This is a genomic window from Candidatus Methylomirabilota bacterium (assembly GCA_035315345.1).
Lineage (GTDB): Bacteria > Methylomirabilota > Methylomirabilia > Rokubacteriales > CSP1-6 > CAMLFJ01.
Genome location: DATFYA010000014.1, coordinates 75,648 through 91,470 on the forward strand (window position 1 = coordinate 75,648; position 15,823 = coordinate 91,470).

General features: G+C 71.5%; 15 protein-coding genes. 12 read left to right on the forward strand and 3 right to left on the reverse strand.

Features of this window, described 5'->3' with window-relative positions:
• The first annotated feature begins 48 nt into the window (after window positions 1-48).
• Complete coding sequence (locus VKN16_02275; protein ID HME93029.1) at window positions 49-507, forward strand: FecR domain-containing protein; 459 nt, start codon at window positions 49-51, stop codon at window positions 505-507.
• A 15-nt stretch (window positions 508-522) separates the two neighbouring features.
• Entirely contained in the window at window positions 523-1,119 is a 597-nt protein-coding gene (locus VKN16_02280; protein ID HME93030.1) for an OmpA family protein, read from the forward strand.
• 16 nt (window positions 1,120-1,135) lie between these two features.
• Here VKN16_02280 and VKN16_02285 read toward each other — a convergent pair whose 3' ends face one another.
• The 3 genes from VKN16_02285 to VKN16_02295 all read right to left on the reverse strand — a co-directional run bounded on the left by VKN16_02285 (window position 1,136) and on the right by VKN16_02295 (window position 4,649).
• On the reverse strand, window positions 1,136-3,187 hold the full coding sequence (locus VKN16_02285) for a CHASE2 domain-containing protein (GenBank protein HME93031.1): 2,052 nt from the start codon (window positions 3,185-3,187) through the stop codon (window positions 1,136-1,138).
• 121 nt (window positions 3,188-3,308) lie between these two features.
• The gene (locus VKN16_02290) at window positions 3,309-4,265 is read right to left on the reverse strand and encodes an MBL fold metallo-hydrolase (GenBank protein ID HME93032.1); all 957 of its coding nucleotides are present in this window, start codon (window positions 4,263-4,265) and stop codon (window positions 3,309-3,311) included.
• 9 nt (window positions 4,266-4,274) lie between these two features.
• Window positions 4,275-4,649 (reverse strand): STAS domain-containing protein, encoded by a 375-nt coding sequence (locus VKN16_02295; protein HME93033.1) that lies wholly within the window; start codon window positions 4,647-4,649, stop codon window positions 4,275-4,277.
• Between the two features lie 81 nt (window positions 4,650-4,730).
• On the opposite strand from VKN16_02295, the gene VKN16_02300 reads away from it, so the two are divergent.
• The 10 genes from VKN16_02300 (at window position 4,731) to VKN16_02345 (ending at window position 15,823) form a co-directional block, all read left to right on the forward strand.
• Window positions 4,731-5,960: an efflux RND transporter periplasmic adaptor subunit gene (locus VKN16_02300; GenBank protein ID HME93034.1), complete on the forward strand. Its 1,230-nt coding sequence runs from the start codon at window positions 4,731-4,733 to the stop codon at window positions 5,958-5,960.
• Between the two features lie 9 nt (window positions 5,961-5,969).
• Window positions 5,970-6,659: an ABC transporter ATP-binding protein gene (locus VKN16_02305; GenBank protein ID HME93035.1), complete on the forward strand. Its 690-nt coding sequence runs from the start codon at window positions 5,970-5,972 to the stop codon at window positions 6,657-6,659.
• Window positions 6,656-7,822, forward strand: a complete 1,167-nt coding sequence (locus VKN16_02310) for an ABC transporter permease (GenBank protein HME93036.1) — start codon at window positions 6,656-6,658, stop codon at window positions 7,820-7,822. The genes VKN16_02305 and VKN16_02310 overlap by 4 nt, the downstream gene beginning before the upstream one ends.
• Window positions 7,823-7,957: 135 nt before the next feature.
• Window positions 7,958-9,151, forward strand: coding sequence for an ABC transporter permease (locus VKN16_02315; protein HME93037.1), 1,194 nt, complete (start codon window positions 7,958-7,960; stop codon window positions 9,149-9,151).
• 324 nt (window positions 9,152-9,475) lie between these two features.
• Entirely contained in the window at window positions 9,476-11,677 is a 2,202-nt protein-coding gene (locus VKN16_02320) for a TonB-dependent siderophore receptor (GenBank protein HME93038.1), read from the forward strand.
• 6 nt (window positions 11,678-11,683) lie between these two features.
• Window positions 11,684-12,364, forward strand: a complete 681-nt coding sequence (locus VKN16_02325; GenBank protein HME93039.1) for a Fe2+-dependent dioxygenase — start codon at window positions 11,684-11,686, stop codon at window positions 12,362-12,364.
• Window positions 12,357-13,127: a TonB family protein gene (locus VKN16_02330; GenBank protein ID HME93040.1), complete on the forward strand. Its 771-nt coding sequence runs from the start codon at window positions 12,357-12,359 to the stop codon at window positions 13,125-13,127. The genes VKN16_02325 and VKN16_02330 overlap by 8 nt, the downstream gene beginning before the upstream one ends.
• The gene (locus VKN16_02335) at window positions 13,085-13,972 is read left to right on the forward strand and encodes a tetratricopeptide repeat protein (GenBank protein HME93041.1); all 888 of its coding nucleotides are present in this window, start codon (window positions 13,085-13,087) and stop codon (window positions 13,970-13,972) included. The genes VKN16_02330 and VKN16_02335 overlap by 43 nt, the downstream gene beginning before the upstream one ends.
• A 16-nt stretch (window positions 13,973-13,988) precedes the next feature.
• Window positions 13,989-15,179, forward strand: coding sequence for a PepSY-associated TM helix domain-containing protein (locus VKN16_02340; GenBank protein ID HME93042.1), 1,191 nt, complete (start codon window positions 13,989-13,991; stop codon window positions 15,177-15,179).
• A 143-nt stretch (window positions 15,180-15,322) separates the two neighbouring features.
• A complete protein-coding gene (locus VKN16_02345; GenBank protein HME93043.1) occupies window positions 15,323-15,823 on the forward strand; it encodes a hypothetical protein in 501 nt (166 codons plus the stop codon).

Consider the following 15,823-nt stretch of genomic DNA (forward strand, 5'->3'; position numbering starts at 1 on the left):
CGGGCGCCCACAATGGATCCCGCCGCCACACCCGAGAGGAGAATCCACATGTCACGTTCGTCGTTCTGGTCGCGGGCGGGGGCCGCGGTCCTGCTGGCCGCGCTGCCGATCTCGGCCGCCGCGCAGGAGGCCGGGCACGTCAAGGTGGCGCGCGGCACCGTGCAGATCGAGCGCGCGGGCCAGAAGCGGCCGGCCGAGGTGGGCGCCGCGGTGCAGGCCGGCGACGTGGTGACAACCGGTACCGGCGGCTCGGTGGGCATCACGTTCCTCGACAACAGCCTGCTGTCCGCCGGACCCAACAGTGTGCTCGCCATCGACCAATTCGCCTACGACTCCACGACCCACCAGGGCGCCTTCGAGAGCTCGCTCAAGCAGGGCACGCTCGCGGTGGTGTCCGGCAAGCTGGCCAAGCAATCGCCCGACGCCATGAAGGTGAAGACGCCCGCGGCGGTGCTCGGGGTGCGCGGCACCGAGTTCCTGGTGCGCACCGGCGCCCCGAAGGACTGACGCGCCGCCATCGGCATGCGCCGGGCCGGCTTCGCGTCACTCGCGCTCCTGCTGCTGGCCGGCTGCGCCAAGCCGGCGCGCGACGATCTCTACGTGCTGCTGCCCGGCGCGGAAGGCAAGACCGGCGCGCTCAGCGTGGACAGCGCCGGCCGCGTGGCGGTGCTCGATCAGCCGTACGCCGCCGCGCGGGTGAAGGAGCCCGGGCGTGTCGAGCCCGGCACGGTGACCGAGCAGGAGGCCAAGCAGGCCTTCGGCTCGGCGCTGGAAGCGCAGCCCGGACGCCCCATCTCGTTCCTCCTCTATTTCCTCGAGGGTCGTGACGAGCTGACGCCCGAATCGCAGCAGATCGTGAGCACCATCCCGGGCGAGATCGCCAGGCGCCCCGCGCCCGAGGTCGTCGTGATCGGGCACACCGACCGTGTCGGCACCCTGCCCTTCAACGACGCGCTGTCGCTGCGGCGGGCCGCGCGGGTGCGCGACGAGCTGGTGAAGGCGGGCATCGCGGCCGACCGCATCCGGGTCGAGGGACGTGGCGAGCGCGAGCCGCTGGTGCCCACCGCCGACGAGGTCGCGGAGCCGCGGAACCGGCGGGTGGAAGTGAACGTCCGGTAGAGCGCTCCGCCACCCCTCACCCTGGCCTCTCCCGTGAGGGGAGAGGGGGAGGGGGACCGTTGAAGCAAATGACGAGGATGGCCATGTCGTCCGAGGGCTCGGCGCCACCCGTGAAGAGCGTCACGTCACGACGGATGGCCTCGCCGACCTCGGCGGCGCTCGCGGCGGGGCCGAGACCGGTCAGAACGGTCTCGAGCCGGGCGCGGCCGTAGAGCCGTCCGTCCTCGCGCGCCGCCTCGGTGATGCCGTCGGTGATCAGCACGAGGGTGTCGCCCGGCGCGAGCGTGCGGGAGGCGGCGGTATAGGGAAAGCCGTCCACCGCGCAGAGCGGCGGCCCCCCGCCTTCTTGCAGGCGCTCGATCCCGCCACCGGCGCGCGATCGCAGCAACGGCGGCTCGTGGCCCGCGCTGCAGTACTCGAGCTCGCCGGAGCGCGCGTCGAGGATCCCGGCCACCACGGTGACGAAGAGGGCCTCCGCGTTGTCGCGCGAGATCTCCGCGTCGGCCTCGCGCATCATCGCGGCGACCTGTCCGTGCCGGCGCAGAACGGTGGACTTGTACAGCGCCTTGCTGATCGCCATGAACAGGCTGCCGGGAAGACCCTTGCCGGAGACGTCGCCGATCATGAAGAAGAGATGGTCGTCGTCCAACCGGAAGAAATCGTACAGGTCGCCGCCGACCTCCCGCGCCGGCTCGAGGCTGGCGTCGACCTCGAAGCGCTTCTCGCCGGGAAAGGCCGCCGCCGGCCGGGGCAGCGTGCCCATCTGGATCCGGCGCGCCGCCTCCAGCTCGCCGGCGAGCCGGGCCGCCGCCTCGCGCTGCCGCTCCACTTCGACACGCAGCGCCCGCCGCTGGCTCTCGGTCTCGGTCAGGGTCAATGCCAGCATGACCGTATAGAGGATGCCCAGGGCCAGGACCGGCGTGGCCCAGTCCAGGAGGAGGCCGCGGCCGGCGAACAGGATGAAGCCGAGGGCGACGAGCGCCGCGGCCAGGAGCAGGAAGAGCGCGACCGACGTCCGCGGCCGCACGCGGGGCACGCCCCCGATCAGCAGGAGGCCGGTCACGGCCAGGGCGGCCAGCTCGAGGCCGCGGGCCAGGGGCGGCCGGGACAGCAGGGCGCGATCGATGATGCCCTCGAGCAGCTGCGCGTGCAGCTCGACGCCGGCCATCCGGTCGGCGACCGGCGTCGCCTGGTAGTCGGACAACCCGAGCGCGGTCACTCCGATCAGGACGAGCCGGCCCCGGAAGCGCGCCGGATCGACCTGTCCGGCCAGCACCGCGGATGCGGACACGAAGCGCTCGGGTCGATGGCGGCTGCAGTAGACCCACACCTGGCCGTCGCGCTCGGCGGGCACCGCCAGATCGCTCACCGCGACGGCGTCGATTCCCCCGGATCCCACCCGGACCGAGAGCGCGGGCGCGCCCGCGGCCACTCGGAGCAGCTCGACGCCGAGCGAGGGCGCCAGCGTGCCGCCGACGGACACGAGCAGGGGCATGCGGCGCACCACGCCGCCCTCGGGATCGACGCTGATGACGCCGCGGCCCGCGGCGGCCGCATCGATCGTGTCCACGCTGCCCAGGGCCGCCGCGAAGCGCCGGACGAACGGCCCCGGGTCGCCGCCGAAGGCGCGCACCGGGGCGAAGCCCCGACCGGGGGGCCGGGCCGGGTCCGGCTGCTCGAGGCCGGCCACCGCGAGCACCACGCGTCGATCGCGCAGGGCTCGCGCGAGCAGCGCATCGCTGTCGGGCAGCGCGGCGAGCCGCTGCGCGAGGGCGGGATCCAGCTCTTCCACGAGGCCGGGCAGCCGCATCGGCGAGAGCCGATCCGGCTCGGGCATCAGGATGTCGAGGCCGATCGCCGCCGGTTGCGCGTCGGCCACCCTTGACACCAGCCGGGCCAGCCAGCTGCGAGGCCACGGCCACTGGCCGTGAAGCCGCAGGCTGTCCTCGTCGATGGCGACGATGACCACCGGCTCGGAGCGCGGGATCCGCGGCATGACGCGGTGGTAGGTATCGAAGGAGGCGAGCCGGAGCAGGCGGAAGCCGGGGACGTCGGGGAACACCGCCACCAGCAGCAGGGCCAGCAGCAGGATGCCGACCGGCTGGCCTCGACCGCCACGGAGCGCGCGGATCCACCGGCGCTCGGCCCAGTGCGGGCGCTCCGGAGCACTCGCGCTCAGACCGGTCGCCTCAGAGCGCGATCTCCAGACCGTCGTAGGCGGCGAGCACCTCCACCCGGTGATCGCCCCGCGTGATCTCCTCGAGCCGGCGCGTCTCGGCGAGGAGGGCGGCGAGGCGCTCGTCGTCGAAGATCGGCTCGTGGTGATAGAGGCAGAGCCGGCGCGCCCGCGCGAGCTGACACAGCTCCACGCCCACCACGTTGCTCGAGTGCCCCCAGTCCTCCTTGACCGAGGCCGCGTCGGCGAGCGAGTACTGCGCGTCGAAGATCACCACGTCCGCGTCGCGGAAGAACTCCACGAAGGCCTTGGTCTCCTGCGGATCGGCCTGCTTGTGCTCGGAGTCGGTGGAGTAGACCACGACCCGGCCCTGCTTCTCGAAGCGGTATCCGTAGGACACGCCGCCGTGATGCTGCCGTTTCGCCCGCACCCGCATGCCCGCGATGTCGTACTCGCGCTCGGGCTCGAGACGGATGAACTCGATCTGCGCGCCCATGCGCGAGAAGTCCACCGGGAACGAGGGCGCCGCGTTCTGCCGGCGAAACGCCTCCTCGAGCGTGTCGTGACAGCCGTAGATGCGCACGTGATTGCCGGGCAGATAGGCGGGCATGAAGAAGGGGAACCCCATGATGTGGTCCCAGTGCAGGTGCGACATGAAGACGTGGAAGCGATGACCGGCCGGCCCGCGGGTGGCCAGCACGTGATTGCCGAACACGCGCGCGCCGCTGCCGACGTCGCACAGCGTGTAGTCCTCGTCGCCCGTCTCCAGCTCCACGCACGAGGAGTTGCCCCCGAAGGTGTGCGAGACCGAGAAGTCGAGCTCCCGCTCCACGAACGCGCGGGCCTTGCCCGGCGTGTCGAGGCCGCGCCCGGCCGCGGCCACCAGCGCGGTCACCAGCTTGCGCTGCACCTCGGCCGAGGACATGGCCACCGGGATCGAGCCGCGGGTGCCCCAGAAGCGAACGCGCATGGCGAACGGTCAGGCGGCTTCGAACGCGGCGAGCGCAGCGGGCGACACCGCGGTGAGCGCCTCCCGCAGGGTCGCGAACACCTTGAGCACCAGGTTGAAGCGGCTGATCTCGAAGATCTCGCGCACCACCGGCTGCAGCCCGCAGACCGCGAGGGTGCGGCCGTGCGCCTTCGCCTCCTTCGAGGCGACCATGAGCACGCGGAGCCCGACGCTGCTGATGTACTCCACGCCGCTCAGATCGATCACGACCCGATCCCGCCCGGACGCGGACGGGCCCACGTGGGGGGCGATCGCGTCGCGGAGCGGCTCGGCGGTCGCGTGATCGATGCGGCCCACCGGGAAGAGGACGACCGTGTCCGCGAAGCGCTTGGCGACCAGGTCCATGTCCCCTCCAGGCTCAGCGAGCGTCAAAATTTCCGCGGCTGATTCTACCACCGCGGCCGGGTGTGGCACACTGAGACCTCCATGTCTCGAGAGCTCCTGGACCAGCTCCGCATCGACCGCAGCGCGGATCGCCCGCCGCGCCGACGGACACGTCGGTACGCAATCGTCGCGATCGTGCTCGTGGCCGCCGCGGTCGGCGCCTGGCTCGGCTGGGCGCGCATGCGGCCGCCGACGGTACAGCTCACGGTGGCGCGCGCGGCCACCGCCGGGGGAGGCCCCGGCTCGGTGCTCGACGCCAGCGGCTACGTCACCGCGCGCCGGCAGGCCACCGTGTCGGCCAAGATCACCGGCAAGGTCACCGAGGTGCTGATCGAGGAGGGCATGCGGGTGCGCGAGGGCGCGGTCCTCGCGCGCCTGGACGACACCGAGGCGCGCGCGCAGCTCGACCTCGCCCGCGCCCAGCTGTCGGCCGCGCGCTCCCAGCTCGCCGAGGTGCGCGCCCAGCTCGAGCAGGCGGAGCGAGACTACGCGCGGCAGCAGGGCCTCTACGACCGCGCGCTGGTGAGCCCGCAATCGCTCGACGCCGCGCTCGCCCAGCGCGACATGCTGCGCGCGCGGCTGCTGTCCACCCAGGAGCAGATCAAGGTGGCGCAGGAGTCGGTGTCGGTCGCGCAGGTGCAGCTGGACAACACGGTCATCCGCGCCCCCTTCGGCGGCGTGGTGGTGGCCAAGTCGGCGCAGCCCGGCGAGATGATCTCGCCGATCTCCGCGGGCGGCGGCTTCACCCGCACCGGCATCGGCACCATCGTCGACATGGACTCGCTGGAGATCCAGGTCGACGTCAACGAGTCGTACATCAACCGCGTCGCGGCCGGCCAGCCGGTGGAGGCCACCCTCAACGCCTACCCGGACTGGAAGATCCCCGGCGAGGTCATCGCGATCATCCCGACCGCGGACCGCACCAAGGCCACCGTGAAGGTTCGCATCGCGATCAAGTCGAAGGATTCGCGCATCGTGCCGGACATGGGGGTGCGAGTGGGCTTCCTGGAGTCGAAGCCGGCCGGGGGCGCCGTCGCGCCCGCGGTCACCGGCGTGCTCGTGCCGCCGGAGGCGGTGCGCGCGGAGGGCAACGGATCGGTGGTCTTCGTGTACGCCGACGGCCGGGTGGAGCGCCGCGCGGTGACCCTCGGACCGGACACGGGCGGCCAGCGGCGGGTGGTGAGCGGCCTGCGCGACGGCGAGCGGGTCGTCCTCTCGCCGGCCGCCGCCCTGCGCGACGGCCAGGCGGTCAAGCCGGCCGACGGCAAGTAGGCGATCCGCGTGGAGTGCCTGGTCGAGATCCGCGGCGTGACCAAGGTCTACCACCGCGGCCGCGAGCGCATCGAGGTGCTGCACGGCGTGGATCTCGACATCCCGCGCGGTGACTTCGTGGCCCTCATGGGTCCCTCCGGCTCCGGCAAGACCACCCTGCTCAACCTCATCGGAGGGCTCGACTCGCCGACCGGCGGCACCATCGTGGTGGCGGGCCGCCGCATCGATCGGCTGTCCGGCGGCGATCTGGCCGCGTGGCGGGCCGCCCACGTGGGCTTCGTCTTCCAGTTCTACAATCTGCTGCCCGCGCTCTCCGCCCAGCGCAACGTGGAGCTGCCGCTGCTGCTCACCGATCTGCCCGCGTCGGAGCGGAGGCGGCGCGCCCACATCGCCCTGACCCTGGTCGGCCTGAGCGACCGGGCGCGGCACAAGCCGCGCGAGCTGTCCGGCGGCCAGGAACAGCGGGTGGCCATCGCGCGGGCCATCGTCTCGGATCCCACGCTGCTCGTGTGCGACGAGCCGACCGGCGACCTGGACCGCGCCACCGCCGACGACGTGCTGCGGCTGCTGCAGATGCTGAACCGGGAGCACGGCAAGACGATCGTGATGGTCACCCACGACCCCAAGGCGGCGGAATACGCGCGCCGGCGCGTGCACCTGGACAAGGGCACCATGACCGCGGAGTCGCGCTCGGCGTGAGATATCTCCCGCTCCTCTGGGCCGGACTCTTCCGGAAGAAGACGCGCACGATCCTCACCCTGCTGTCGATCGTGGTGGCCTTCGCGCTCTTCGGGCTCCTGCAGGCGGTGCAGGTCGCCTTCGAGTCGGGCGCCGATGCCGCCGACGCCAAGCGGCTGCTCACCACCGCGCGCTACTCGATCATCGAGCCGCTGCCGATGGCCTACCTGCGGCGGATCGAGCAGGTGCCGGGCGTGGTGGGGGTGGCCTACGCGGACTGGTTCGGCGCCAAGTACCAGAACGAGTCCAACGCCTTCCCGGTCTTCGCGGTGGACCCGAACCGCTACCTCGACATGTACCCGGAGTTCACGGTCTCGCCCGCGCACCGGGAGGCCTTCATCAAGACCCGCACCGGCGCGCTGGCCGGCCAGCGGCTCGTCGACCGCTTCGGCTGGAAGATCGGGCAGAAGCTGCCGATCAGCTCGGAGATCCATCCGAAGACCGACGGCAGCATGGCCTGGGAGTTCGACCTGGTGGGCACCATCGACGCCGAGGATCCGGCCATCCGCGGCAACACCGACATGGTGCTGATCAACGTGGCCTACTTCGACGAGGCGCGGCAATCCGGCCGCGGCAAGACCGGCTGGTACATCGAGCGGATCGCCGACTCGACCCAGGCGCGCGGGATCTCCGCGGCCATCGACGGGCTGTTCATGAACTCGCCCGACGAGACCAAGACGCAGCCCGAGAAGGAGTTCGCGCTGGGCTTCGCCAAGCAGATCGGCGACATCGGCGCGCTGGTGAGCCGCATCCTGCTCGCGGTCTTCTTCACCATCCTGATCCTGACCGGCAACACCATGGCCCAGTCCATCCGCGAGCGGGTGCCCGAGCTGGCCATCCTCAAGACGCTCGGCTTCTCGGACGGCAAGATCACCGCGCTCGTGCTCGCCGAGGCGGTGCTGCTCCTGGCCCTGGGCGGCGCGCTGGGCATGAGCGCCGCCGTCGCCGCCATGCCCGGGCTCAACGGCGCCACCGGCGGCCGCTTCCCGCCCCTCTTCGTCGGCGCCGAGACCTGGCTCCTCGCCGCCGCCATCGCGGCCGCCGTCGCGCTCATCATCGGCTTTCCCCCCGCCTGGCGCGCCAGCCGCCTCAAGATCGTCGACGCCCTCTCGGGCCACCAGTAGAGTCGAAACGAACATGGCAACGCAAACCGTACCAGGCCAAGCGCGTCGAAATTGTGCGGTGGGGGGGCTTGGGGGAGGAGCGACGCCGCTCCCCCCCAATCAGATCAATGCCGTACCGGCCCGCGTTGGTAGCCGATGCGCAGCCTGAATCAGATCCTCGCCATCACGTTGATGAACCTGCAGAACCTGCCGCAGCGGATCGGCACGTCGCTGGTGGTGGTGGTCGGCATCGCGGGGGTGGTCGGCGTGCTCGTCTCGGTGCTCGCGATGTCTGAGGGCTTTCGCTACACGCTGGCGAGCACGGGACGCAGCGACCGCGTGATCATGCTGCGCGCCGGCTCCGACGCCGAGCTGTCCAGCGGCGTCGGCCGCGACCAGGCGGTCCTGTTGGCCGCGCTGCCCGGGGTGGCCCGCGACGCGGGCGGGCGGCCGGAGGCCTCGGCGGAGCTCGTGGTGATGGTGGACCTGCCCCGCAAGGGGGAGACCGATCCCAACAACGTGCCGTTCCGCGGCGTGCAGCGCGCCGCCTTCACCATCCGCGACGAGGCCCGGCTCATCGAGGGCCGCCGCTTCGAGCCCGGCATCCGCGAGGTCATCGTGGGGCGGAAGGCGGCGGCCCAGTTCGCCGGCCTCACGGTGGGCTCCCGCATCGCCTTCCGCGACAGCGACTGGACGGTGGTCGGCATCTTCACCAGCGGCGGCGACGTGCACGAGTCCGAGATCTGGGCCGACGCCGAGGTCGCGATGTCCGCGTTCCGGCGCACCGGCTACCAGTCGGTCACCGCCCGCCTCGCCGACGGCTCCGACCGAGGCCTCGCCGCCTTCCGCGACTCGGTCGGCCGCGATCCGCGCTTCTCGATCACCGTCCTGCGCGAGCCCGAGTACTACGCCAAGCAGGCCACCGTGCTGTCGACGCTGATCAACGTGCTCGGCTACACGGTGGCGACCTTCATGGCGATCGGCGCGACCTTCGGCGCGCTCAACTGCATGTACTCGGCGATCGCGAGCCGCCAGGTCGAGATCGCCACCCTCCGCGCGATCGGCTTCGGGGGCGCGCCGGTGGTGGTGTCGGTGATGATGGAGGCGCTCCTGCTGTCGCTGCTGGGCGGCGCGATCGGCGGGACCCTCGCCTACGTGTACTGCGATGGGGCCTCGCTGTCCACGCTCAACTTCAACACGTTCTCGCAGGTGGCCTTCGACTTCCGGGTGACGCCCGGCCTTCTGGCGCGCGGCCTCGTGTGGGCCCTCGTCATCGGCGCCGCGGGCGGGCTGCTGCCGGCGGTGCGGGCCGCCCGCATCCCGGTCACCGAGGCGCTGCGTACGCTGTGAGCGCGCGCCCGCCGTCGGTCGACTCGCGACGGTGCCGGCCGGCTCGATGCGCCGGCGGTGGGCGTGCACGGCGTCTGGGTGAACGGGGTCCGGACGGTGGACGAGCGTGGGTCGTGAGCGACTGCGGCCGGCCCGGCCATCGGCTTCGCCCGTTCGGGGCCTGACGGAACCGCTGCTTTAGGGTTGACAACCTTCTTACGTTAGGGTTACCTAAGTGCCGCCACGCTAGCCAGCTCCCGGCTTCAACGACCCAGCGAGCCAGCCCGGCTATCTCATCCATCTCGGGAGGCTTTCATGGGTCGCCGCCGCTCATTCCGGAGACACATGGCGCGGGTCAGGCGCCGCGTCTTCACCCTTCATGGCGTCGTTGGCTCGACCCTCGGCGTGGGGCTGACGCTCGTCACCCCCGGGGCGTGGGCGCAGACGCCGTCACCGTCCGGAACGGCCCAACCCACCCCCGAGTCATCGCCCACCGAGCAATCCAAGGACGACGTGCCGCTGCCCGGCATCAATGTCCAGGGCGAGCGCGATCAGTACAACCAGTTCAAGATCGAGCAGCCCAGCCTCTACAAGCTGCCCGACCCGATCCAGGAGACCCCGCAGTCCATCACGGTCATCCCCGAGAAGATCATGGAGGAGCGCGCCCTCTTCACCCTGCGCGACGCGCTCCGCACGGTGCCCGGCGTCGCGATCGCCGCCGGCGAGGGTGGCGGGCGTCAGGGCGACAACCTCACGCTCCGCGGATTCCCGGCCGGCAACGACATCTTCATCGACGGCGTGCGGGACCTGGGCCAGTACACCCGCGACACGTTCAACCTCGAGGCGATCGAGGTCCTCAAGGGCCCGTCCTCGGTTCTGTTCGGCCGCGGGTCGACGGGCGGCGTCATCAACCAGGTCACCAAGACCCCCAAGCTCACCCCGTTCTACGAGGTCGGCGGCACCGTGGGCTGGCCGGGCCCGTCGGGGCGCGCCACCGCGGACCTCAACTACCCCTTCGCGAACTCGGGGGCCGCGCGCCTGAACCTGCTCTTCTCGAAGGGCGATGTCCCGGGCCGCGACGACGTCAACACCAATACCTGGGGCGTCGCGCCCTCGGTCGGCATCGGCCTCAACGGCCCGACCCGGCTGATCGTCAGCTACTCCTACCAGTACGACGACAATCTCCCCGACTACGGCCTGCCCTATCTCCGGGGCGAGCCGGCGCCGGTGCGTCACGGCAACTTCTACGGCCTGCCCGACCGCGACTACGAGCACGACGACGTCAACATCGGGACGATCCGCTTCGAGCACGATTTCAACGACAACGTCCGACTCCGCAACACCCTGCGCCTGGCTTCGATCGACCGCGGCTCGCTCGTCTCCATCCCGGCCATCGTGGGGGGCCCCTTCACCACGCTGCCGGTGGACCAGATCCAGGTCACCCGCACCGGCACGCAGCGAGCCCAGCTGGACCAGTACGCCCTCAACAACGCGGAGGTCGTCGCGAAGTTCAACACGTGGCAGCTCAAGCACACCCTGGTGGGCGGCGTCGACGCCGGCTACGAGACCTCCGAGATCCAGCGCTACACGTTCACGAACGTGCCGTCCACCACGCTGGTCAACCCCTTCGCGTTCCCGGATCTCTCCAACATGGGCCGCGCGAAGAGCGCCAACTCCGACGCCGGGGCGACCAGCGTGGGCGTCTATGCGGTCGACGAGATGGCGCTGACCCAGTGGCTCAAGATCATGGGCGGCCTCCGCTACGACCTCTTCGACGCGCAGCTCAACAACCACTTCGCGGGGCAGCGCCTCCACCGGACCGACGAGCACCTGAGCCCGCGGGCCGCCCTGGTGGTCCTGCCCACCCCGAACCAGACCTACTACTTCTCGTGGGGCACCTCCTTCAATCCCTCCGCGGAGGCCCTCGTGCTCGCCGCGAACACGGTGAGCACCGAGCCGGAGACGAACGAGACCTACGAGATCGGGGCCAAGCTGAACTTCTTCGGCGGCCGGCTCGGGTTCCGCACCGCCATCTTCCAGACCACCAAGGACAATGCGCGCACCACCGATCCGGTGCTGGGCATCCAGGTCAACGAGGGCAAGCAGCGGGTGCGCGGCTTCGAGCTGGAGCTGGTCGGCCAGATCCTGACCGGCTGGAATGTCTGGCTCGGCTACACGTACCTCGACTCGAAGATCCTCTCCTCCTTCGACGTGCAGACCGGGGTCCCGATCGAGGGCAACCGCGTCCCCAACGTGCCGGAGAACTCGGCGAGCCTGTGGACGACCTACGACATCACCCCGCAGTGGCAGGTGGGCGGCGGCGCGAACTTCGTGGATCGGCGGTTCGCCAACAGCGACAACCTGAACGTGGTGCCGTCCTATGCAAAAGGCGACGTCATGATCGGCTATCGTCCGATCCCCCCGCTGCAGCTGCGCTTCAACGTCATCAACATCTCCGACGCGCAGTACTTCGACGGTGTCCATCCCAGCCACGTGATCCCGGGGAACGCCCGCACCTTCCTGCTCACCGGCACCTGGAGGTTCTGAGCGACGATGCTGCTGCACATCGAGCGAGTCCTGACCGAGGCGCAGATCGCGCGCTGCCGGATCCTGCTGGACGAGGCCAAGTGGGTGGACGGCCGCGAGACCTCCGGCCACCTGGCGGCCCGGGTCAAGCACAACCGGCAGGTGGACGAGGGCACCCCCGAGGCCCGCGAGATGGGCAACATCATCGTCAGCGCGCTGGAGCGCACGCCGCTGTTCATGGCCGCCGCGCTGCCGCTGCGGGTGTTTCCGCCGCTCTTCAACCGCTACGAGCCGGGCATGGCCTTCGGCAATCACGTCGACAACGCGATCCGCGAGGTCACCGGCTCGGGCCTGCGCGTGCGCACCGATCTGTCCGCCACGCTGTTCCTCAGCGCGCGCGAGGAATACGACGGCGGCGAGCTGGTGGTCGACGACACCTTCGGCGCGCACCAGGTCAAGCTGCCCGCCGGCGACATGATCCTCTACCCGGCCTCGAGCGTGCACCGGGTCAGTCCCGTCACCCGCGGCGTGCGGCTCGCGTCCATCTTCTGGGTACAGAGCATGGTGCGCGAGGACGGGGAGCGCTCGCTGCTGTTCGACCTCGACATGGCGATCGCTCAGGTGAGCGAGGCGGCACCCGGAAATCCCGGCATCGTGGCCCTGACGAGCTGCTACCACAACCTGCTCCGCCGATGGTCGGATGCCTGAGGCCCGCCCCGCGATGATCGACGGACGACTGGCCGGCTGGCCCCTCTGGCTCTCGGTGGGCCTCCACGCGGTGGGACTCGCGACCGTGTCGTCGGTGCTGGCGCTGGCCCACCACCTGCCCGAGCGCACCCTGGTACCCGTCGAGGTCGTCCGCGTGGAGCCGCCTCCGCCCGCGCCGCCCGAGAAGCCGAAGATGCCGCCGCGCGTGGTCTCGGAGCCCGTCCGGCCGACCCGCTCGACGCCCACGTTCCAGAATCTGCTGATGGACCCGACGCCGCGCCTCGAGCGCAAGCTGGATCCGGCGCCGGCCACGCCCGACCGACGCTTCATGGCCTCGGCCCAGGTGCCGGGGCCCGCGCTGCCCATCCCGGGCGCGCCGGGAGCCGGCGGCCCCCTGCTCCCGTCCCCGGAGATCCCCGGCGCCCGCAGCGGGAGCCCGCGCACCGGTCAAGGTCTCGCCAACGCCACCGGCGAGGGCGTCACCTCGCGCGCCCGCCCCCTCGGCGGGTATCAGACCACCCCTCGCTATCCGGAAGCGGCCCGCCGCGAAGGGGTCGAAGGCGTGGTCACGCTCCGATTCGAGGTGCTCGCGAACGGAAAAGTCGGCACCGTGCAGGTGCAACAGTCCGCGGGCCGCGAGGACATGGACCGCGCCGCCGTGGAGGCGGTCCGGACCTGGCTCTTCGAGCCCGCCCGTCGTGGAAAGGAGGCCGTCGCCGTATGGGTCACCCTGCCGGTACGCTTCGAGCTGCACAGCCGCTGAGCACACCGCCGCGTCCCCGGGCGCACCGTGGACATCACTGGACCGCGCTTGGTCTGGCCTTCTGCGCCATCGCCTCCGTCGGCTCCGCGCAGGCCCAGGGCATCTGGGACGATCCGGCCTTCGCCCTCTATCGTCAGGCCGTCGAAGCCATGGACAAGAAGGACTACGCCCGGGTCACCACGCTGACCGGGCAGGCCATCGCCCAGCAGCCGACCCACGTGCTCGCCTACTATCTGCGGGGTCAGGCCGCCATGTTCCAGTCGCGCTGGGACGATGCGGTCGTCGCGTTCGGCAAGGTCGTCGAGCTGTACCCCGCCTCGTTCGCGGGGCATCGCGACCTCGGCGGCGCCTACGAGCAGCTCGACCGCGTGGACGACTCCGCGAGGGAGTACGAAGCCGCCCTCGCCCTGCGCGACCAGGAGGACCTGCGCGTCCGTCTGGCCTTCATGCTCCTGAAGGCCAATCAATCGGCGCGCGCGCTGCCGCAGCTGCAGGCGCTGGCCGACAAGGACACCAAGGCGCCGGAGGTCTGGTCGGCGCTCGCCCGCGTGGCCTACGAGAAGAACGATCTGCCCGCGGCCGAGAAGAACTTCAGCCGGGCCGCCGCCCTGCGCGACGAGGGACGCACCTGGTACAACCTCGGCGTGGTGCGCACGCGCCTGAACGATCTGCCCGGCGCGCTGCAGGCCTTCGAGAAGGCGGCGCAGCACACCGACACCCGCGAGCCCGCGCAGAAGGAGATCGCGAAGGTGCGCGAGGCGATGAAGCAGCCGACCACCGGCACGCCGCCCGAGCGCGCCATGCCCGGCAGCGTGCCGGGACAGCCGGTGCCGGCTCGCCGCTAGCCGACTGGCCACCGCCGTGCGCACGGTCGTCTTCTGGACGCACCTGCTGGTGGGGGTGACCGCCGGCGCGGTGATCCTCTTCATGTCGGTGACGGGCGTGCTCCTCGCCTTCGAGCCGCAGATCACCGAGTGGCTCGAGCGCGACCGGCGGCTGGTCACGCCGCCGCCGGGGGCGCCGAGGCTGCCGGTGGAGACGCTGCTGGCGCGCGCGCGCGAGGCGCGGCCGGATCAGCGGCCGGCCAGCGTGACGCTCCGGTCCGATCCGGCCGCGTCCGCGGTCGTGAGCTTCGGGCGCGAGGGTGGCGCGCTCTTCATCGATCCCTATCGCGGTACCGTGCTCGGCGGGCGCTCGCCGGTTCACGGCTTCCTCCACGAGGTCGTCGAGTGGCACCGGTGGCTCGGCTCGCGGGACCTGGGCCGGCCGCTCACCGGCGCGGCCAATCTCGGCTTCCTCGCGCTGGTCGGGCTCGGCGTCTACCTCTGGTGGCCGCGCCGCTGGACCCGCGAGACGGTGCGCCGGGCGATGCTCTTCGACGCCCGGCTGCGCGGGCGCGCCCGCGACTTCAACCGGCACAACGTGATCGGCATCTGGTGCGCCCCCGTGCTGCTCGTCATCACGCTCACCGGGCTCGTCATGTCGTATGAGTGGGCCAACAATCTGCTCTTCACGTTGACCGGCACCGAGGCCCCGCCGCCGGCCGACCGCCCGGCGCCCCCCGCCCGCGAGGGTCAGGGCGCCAACCGGCCAGCGTCTCGTCGCGCCGAGGCGCGGGTGCCCGCCGGGCTCGACGCCCTGTGGCAGCGCGCGGAGCGCCAGGTGCCCGGGTGGGTGGCCATCAGCCTCCGCATGCCGCCCCGGCCGGACGGCCCGCTCACGTTCGTGATCCAGGACCCGCTCGGCTGGCATCCCGCCCCTCGCTCGCAGCTCGTGCTCGATGCCTCGACCGGCGACATCGTGAAGTGGGAGCCGTTCGCCGACCAGAACCTCGGCCGTCGGCTGCGAGCGTGGGTCCGTCCGCTCCACACGGGCGAGGCCGGCGGCATCACGGGCCAGGCGATGGCCGGCGTGGCCTCGGCCGGCGCGACGGTGCTGGTCTGGACCGGGCTCTCGCTGGCCTGGCGACGCCTGCGGAATTCGCGACCGCGCTGCGTCTCCCGGGCCGCTGGCCCGGCGGTCCAGGCCGGCCAAGAAGTGTCAGCCGACTGACGTAGCTCGCCAGCCGGCGCGCGCCGCTACGCGCGCCCCCGCAAAATCTTCCGGCGCCTTAGGCAGACCTCTCACTGGCAATCGGCTTGCACCCTCGCCCGGTCGGCCCGGACACTTTCAGGGCCCAGGAAGAGGAGGACCTCATGGGTGTCTCGGTGGCCACCAGACTCGAGCGGCTGGTTCGCTTCGTCCCCGGCGCCGCCGGCTATCAGGACCGTGAGAACTCCCGGGCCACCGACAAGCAGGTGCGGATGCGCCTCGTCGAGGACATGCACCGCATCGCGCTGTTCCTCGAGCAGGACAAGGCCCGCCTCGCCGAGTCCGGCTCCTTCTCGAGCCTGCCCATCCTCGATCGGCTCTCGGGACGCCTCGAGCGCCTGGGCCGCACCGTGGAGTTCGCGAGCCGCGGCTACGCCGGCCTCTTCGATCTTCACAAGGTCGACGAGCAGACGCTCGAGCAGGTCTACGCCTTCGACCTGGGCCTGTTCGACGCGCTGAGCGTGGTGCGCGCCAAGGCGGAGGCGGTGCGCGCGGCGCTCGCCGACCCGACCGCGCTCAAGAGCGCGGCGCTGCACATGACGGACGCGCTCGACGACTTCGGCCAGCTCTTCGACCAGCGCCGGCGCATCGTCGACGCGGCCTAG

What these genes read in the sequence shown, in the direction of transcription:
- VKN16_02275 (HME93029.1), top strand. Translation starts at nt 49, where the DNA reads ATGTCACGTTCGTCGTTCTGGTCGCGGGCGGGGGCCGCGGTCCTGCTG.
- VKN16_02280 (HME93030.1), top strand. Translation starts at nt 523, where the DNA reads ATGCGCCGGGCCGGCTTCGCGTCACTCGCGCTCCTGCTGCTGGCCGGC.
- VKN16_02290 (HME93032.1), bottom strand. Translation starts at nt 4,265, where the DNA reads ATGCGCGTTCGCTTCTGGGGCACCCGCGGCTCGATCCCGGTGGCCATG.
- VKN16_02295 (HME93033.1), bottom strand. Translation starts at nt 4,649, where the DNA reads ATGGACCTGGTCGCCAAGCGCTTCGCGGACACGGTCGTCCTCTTCCCG.
- VKN16_02300 (HME93034.1), top strand. Translation starts at nt 4,731, where the DNA reads ATGTCTCGAGAGCTCCTGGACCAGCTCCGCATCGACCGCAGCGCGGAT.
- VKN16_02315 (HME93037.1), top strand. Translation starts at nt 7,958, where the DNA reads ATGCGCAGCCTGAATCAGATCCTCGCCATCACGTTGATGAACCTGCAG.
- VKN16_02320 (HME93038.1), top strand. Translation starts at nt 9,476, where the DNA reads ATGGCGCGGGTCAGGCGCCGCGTCTTCACCCTTCATGGCGTCGTTGGC.
- VKN16_02325 (HME93039.1), top strand. Translation starts at nt 11,684, where the DNA reads ATGCTGCTGCACATCGAGCGAGTCCTGACCGAGGCGCAGATCGCGCGC.
- VKN16_02330 (HME93040.1), top strand. Translation starts at nt 12,357, where the DNA reads ATGCCTGAGGCCCGCCCCGCGATGATCGACGGACGACTGGCCGGCTGG.
- VKN16_02335 (HME93041.1), top strand. Translation starts at nt 13,085, where the DNA reads ATGGGTCACCCTGCCGGTACGCTTCGAGCTGCACAGCCGCTGAGCACA.
- VKN16_02345 (HME93043.1), top strand. Translation starts at nt 15,323, where the DNA reads ATGGGTGTCTCGGTGGCCACCAGACTCGAGCGGCTGGTTCGCTTCGTC.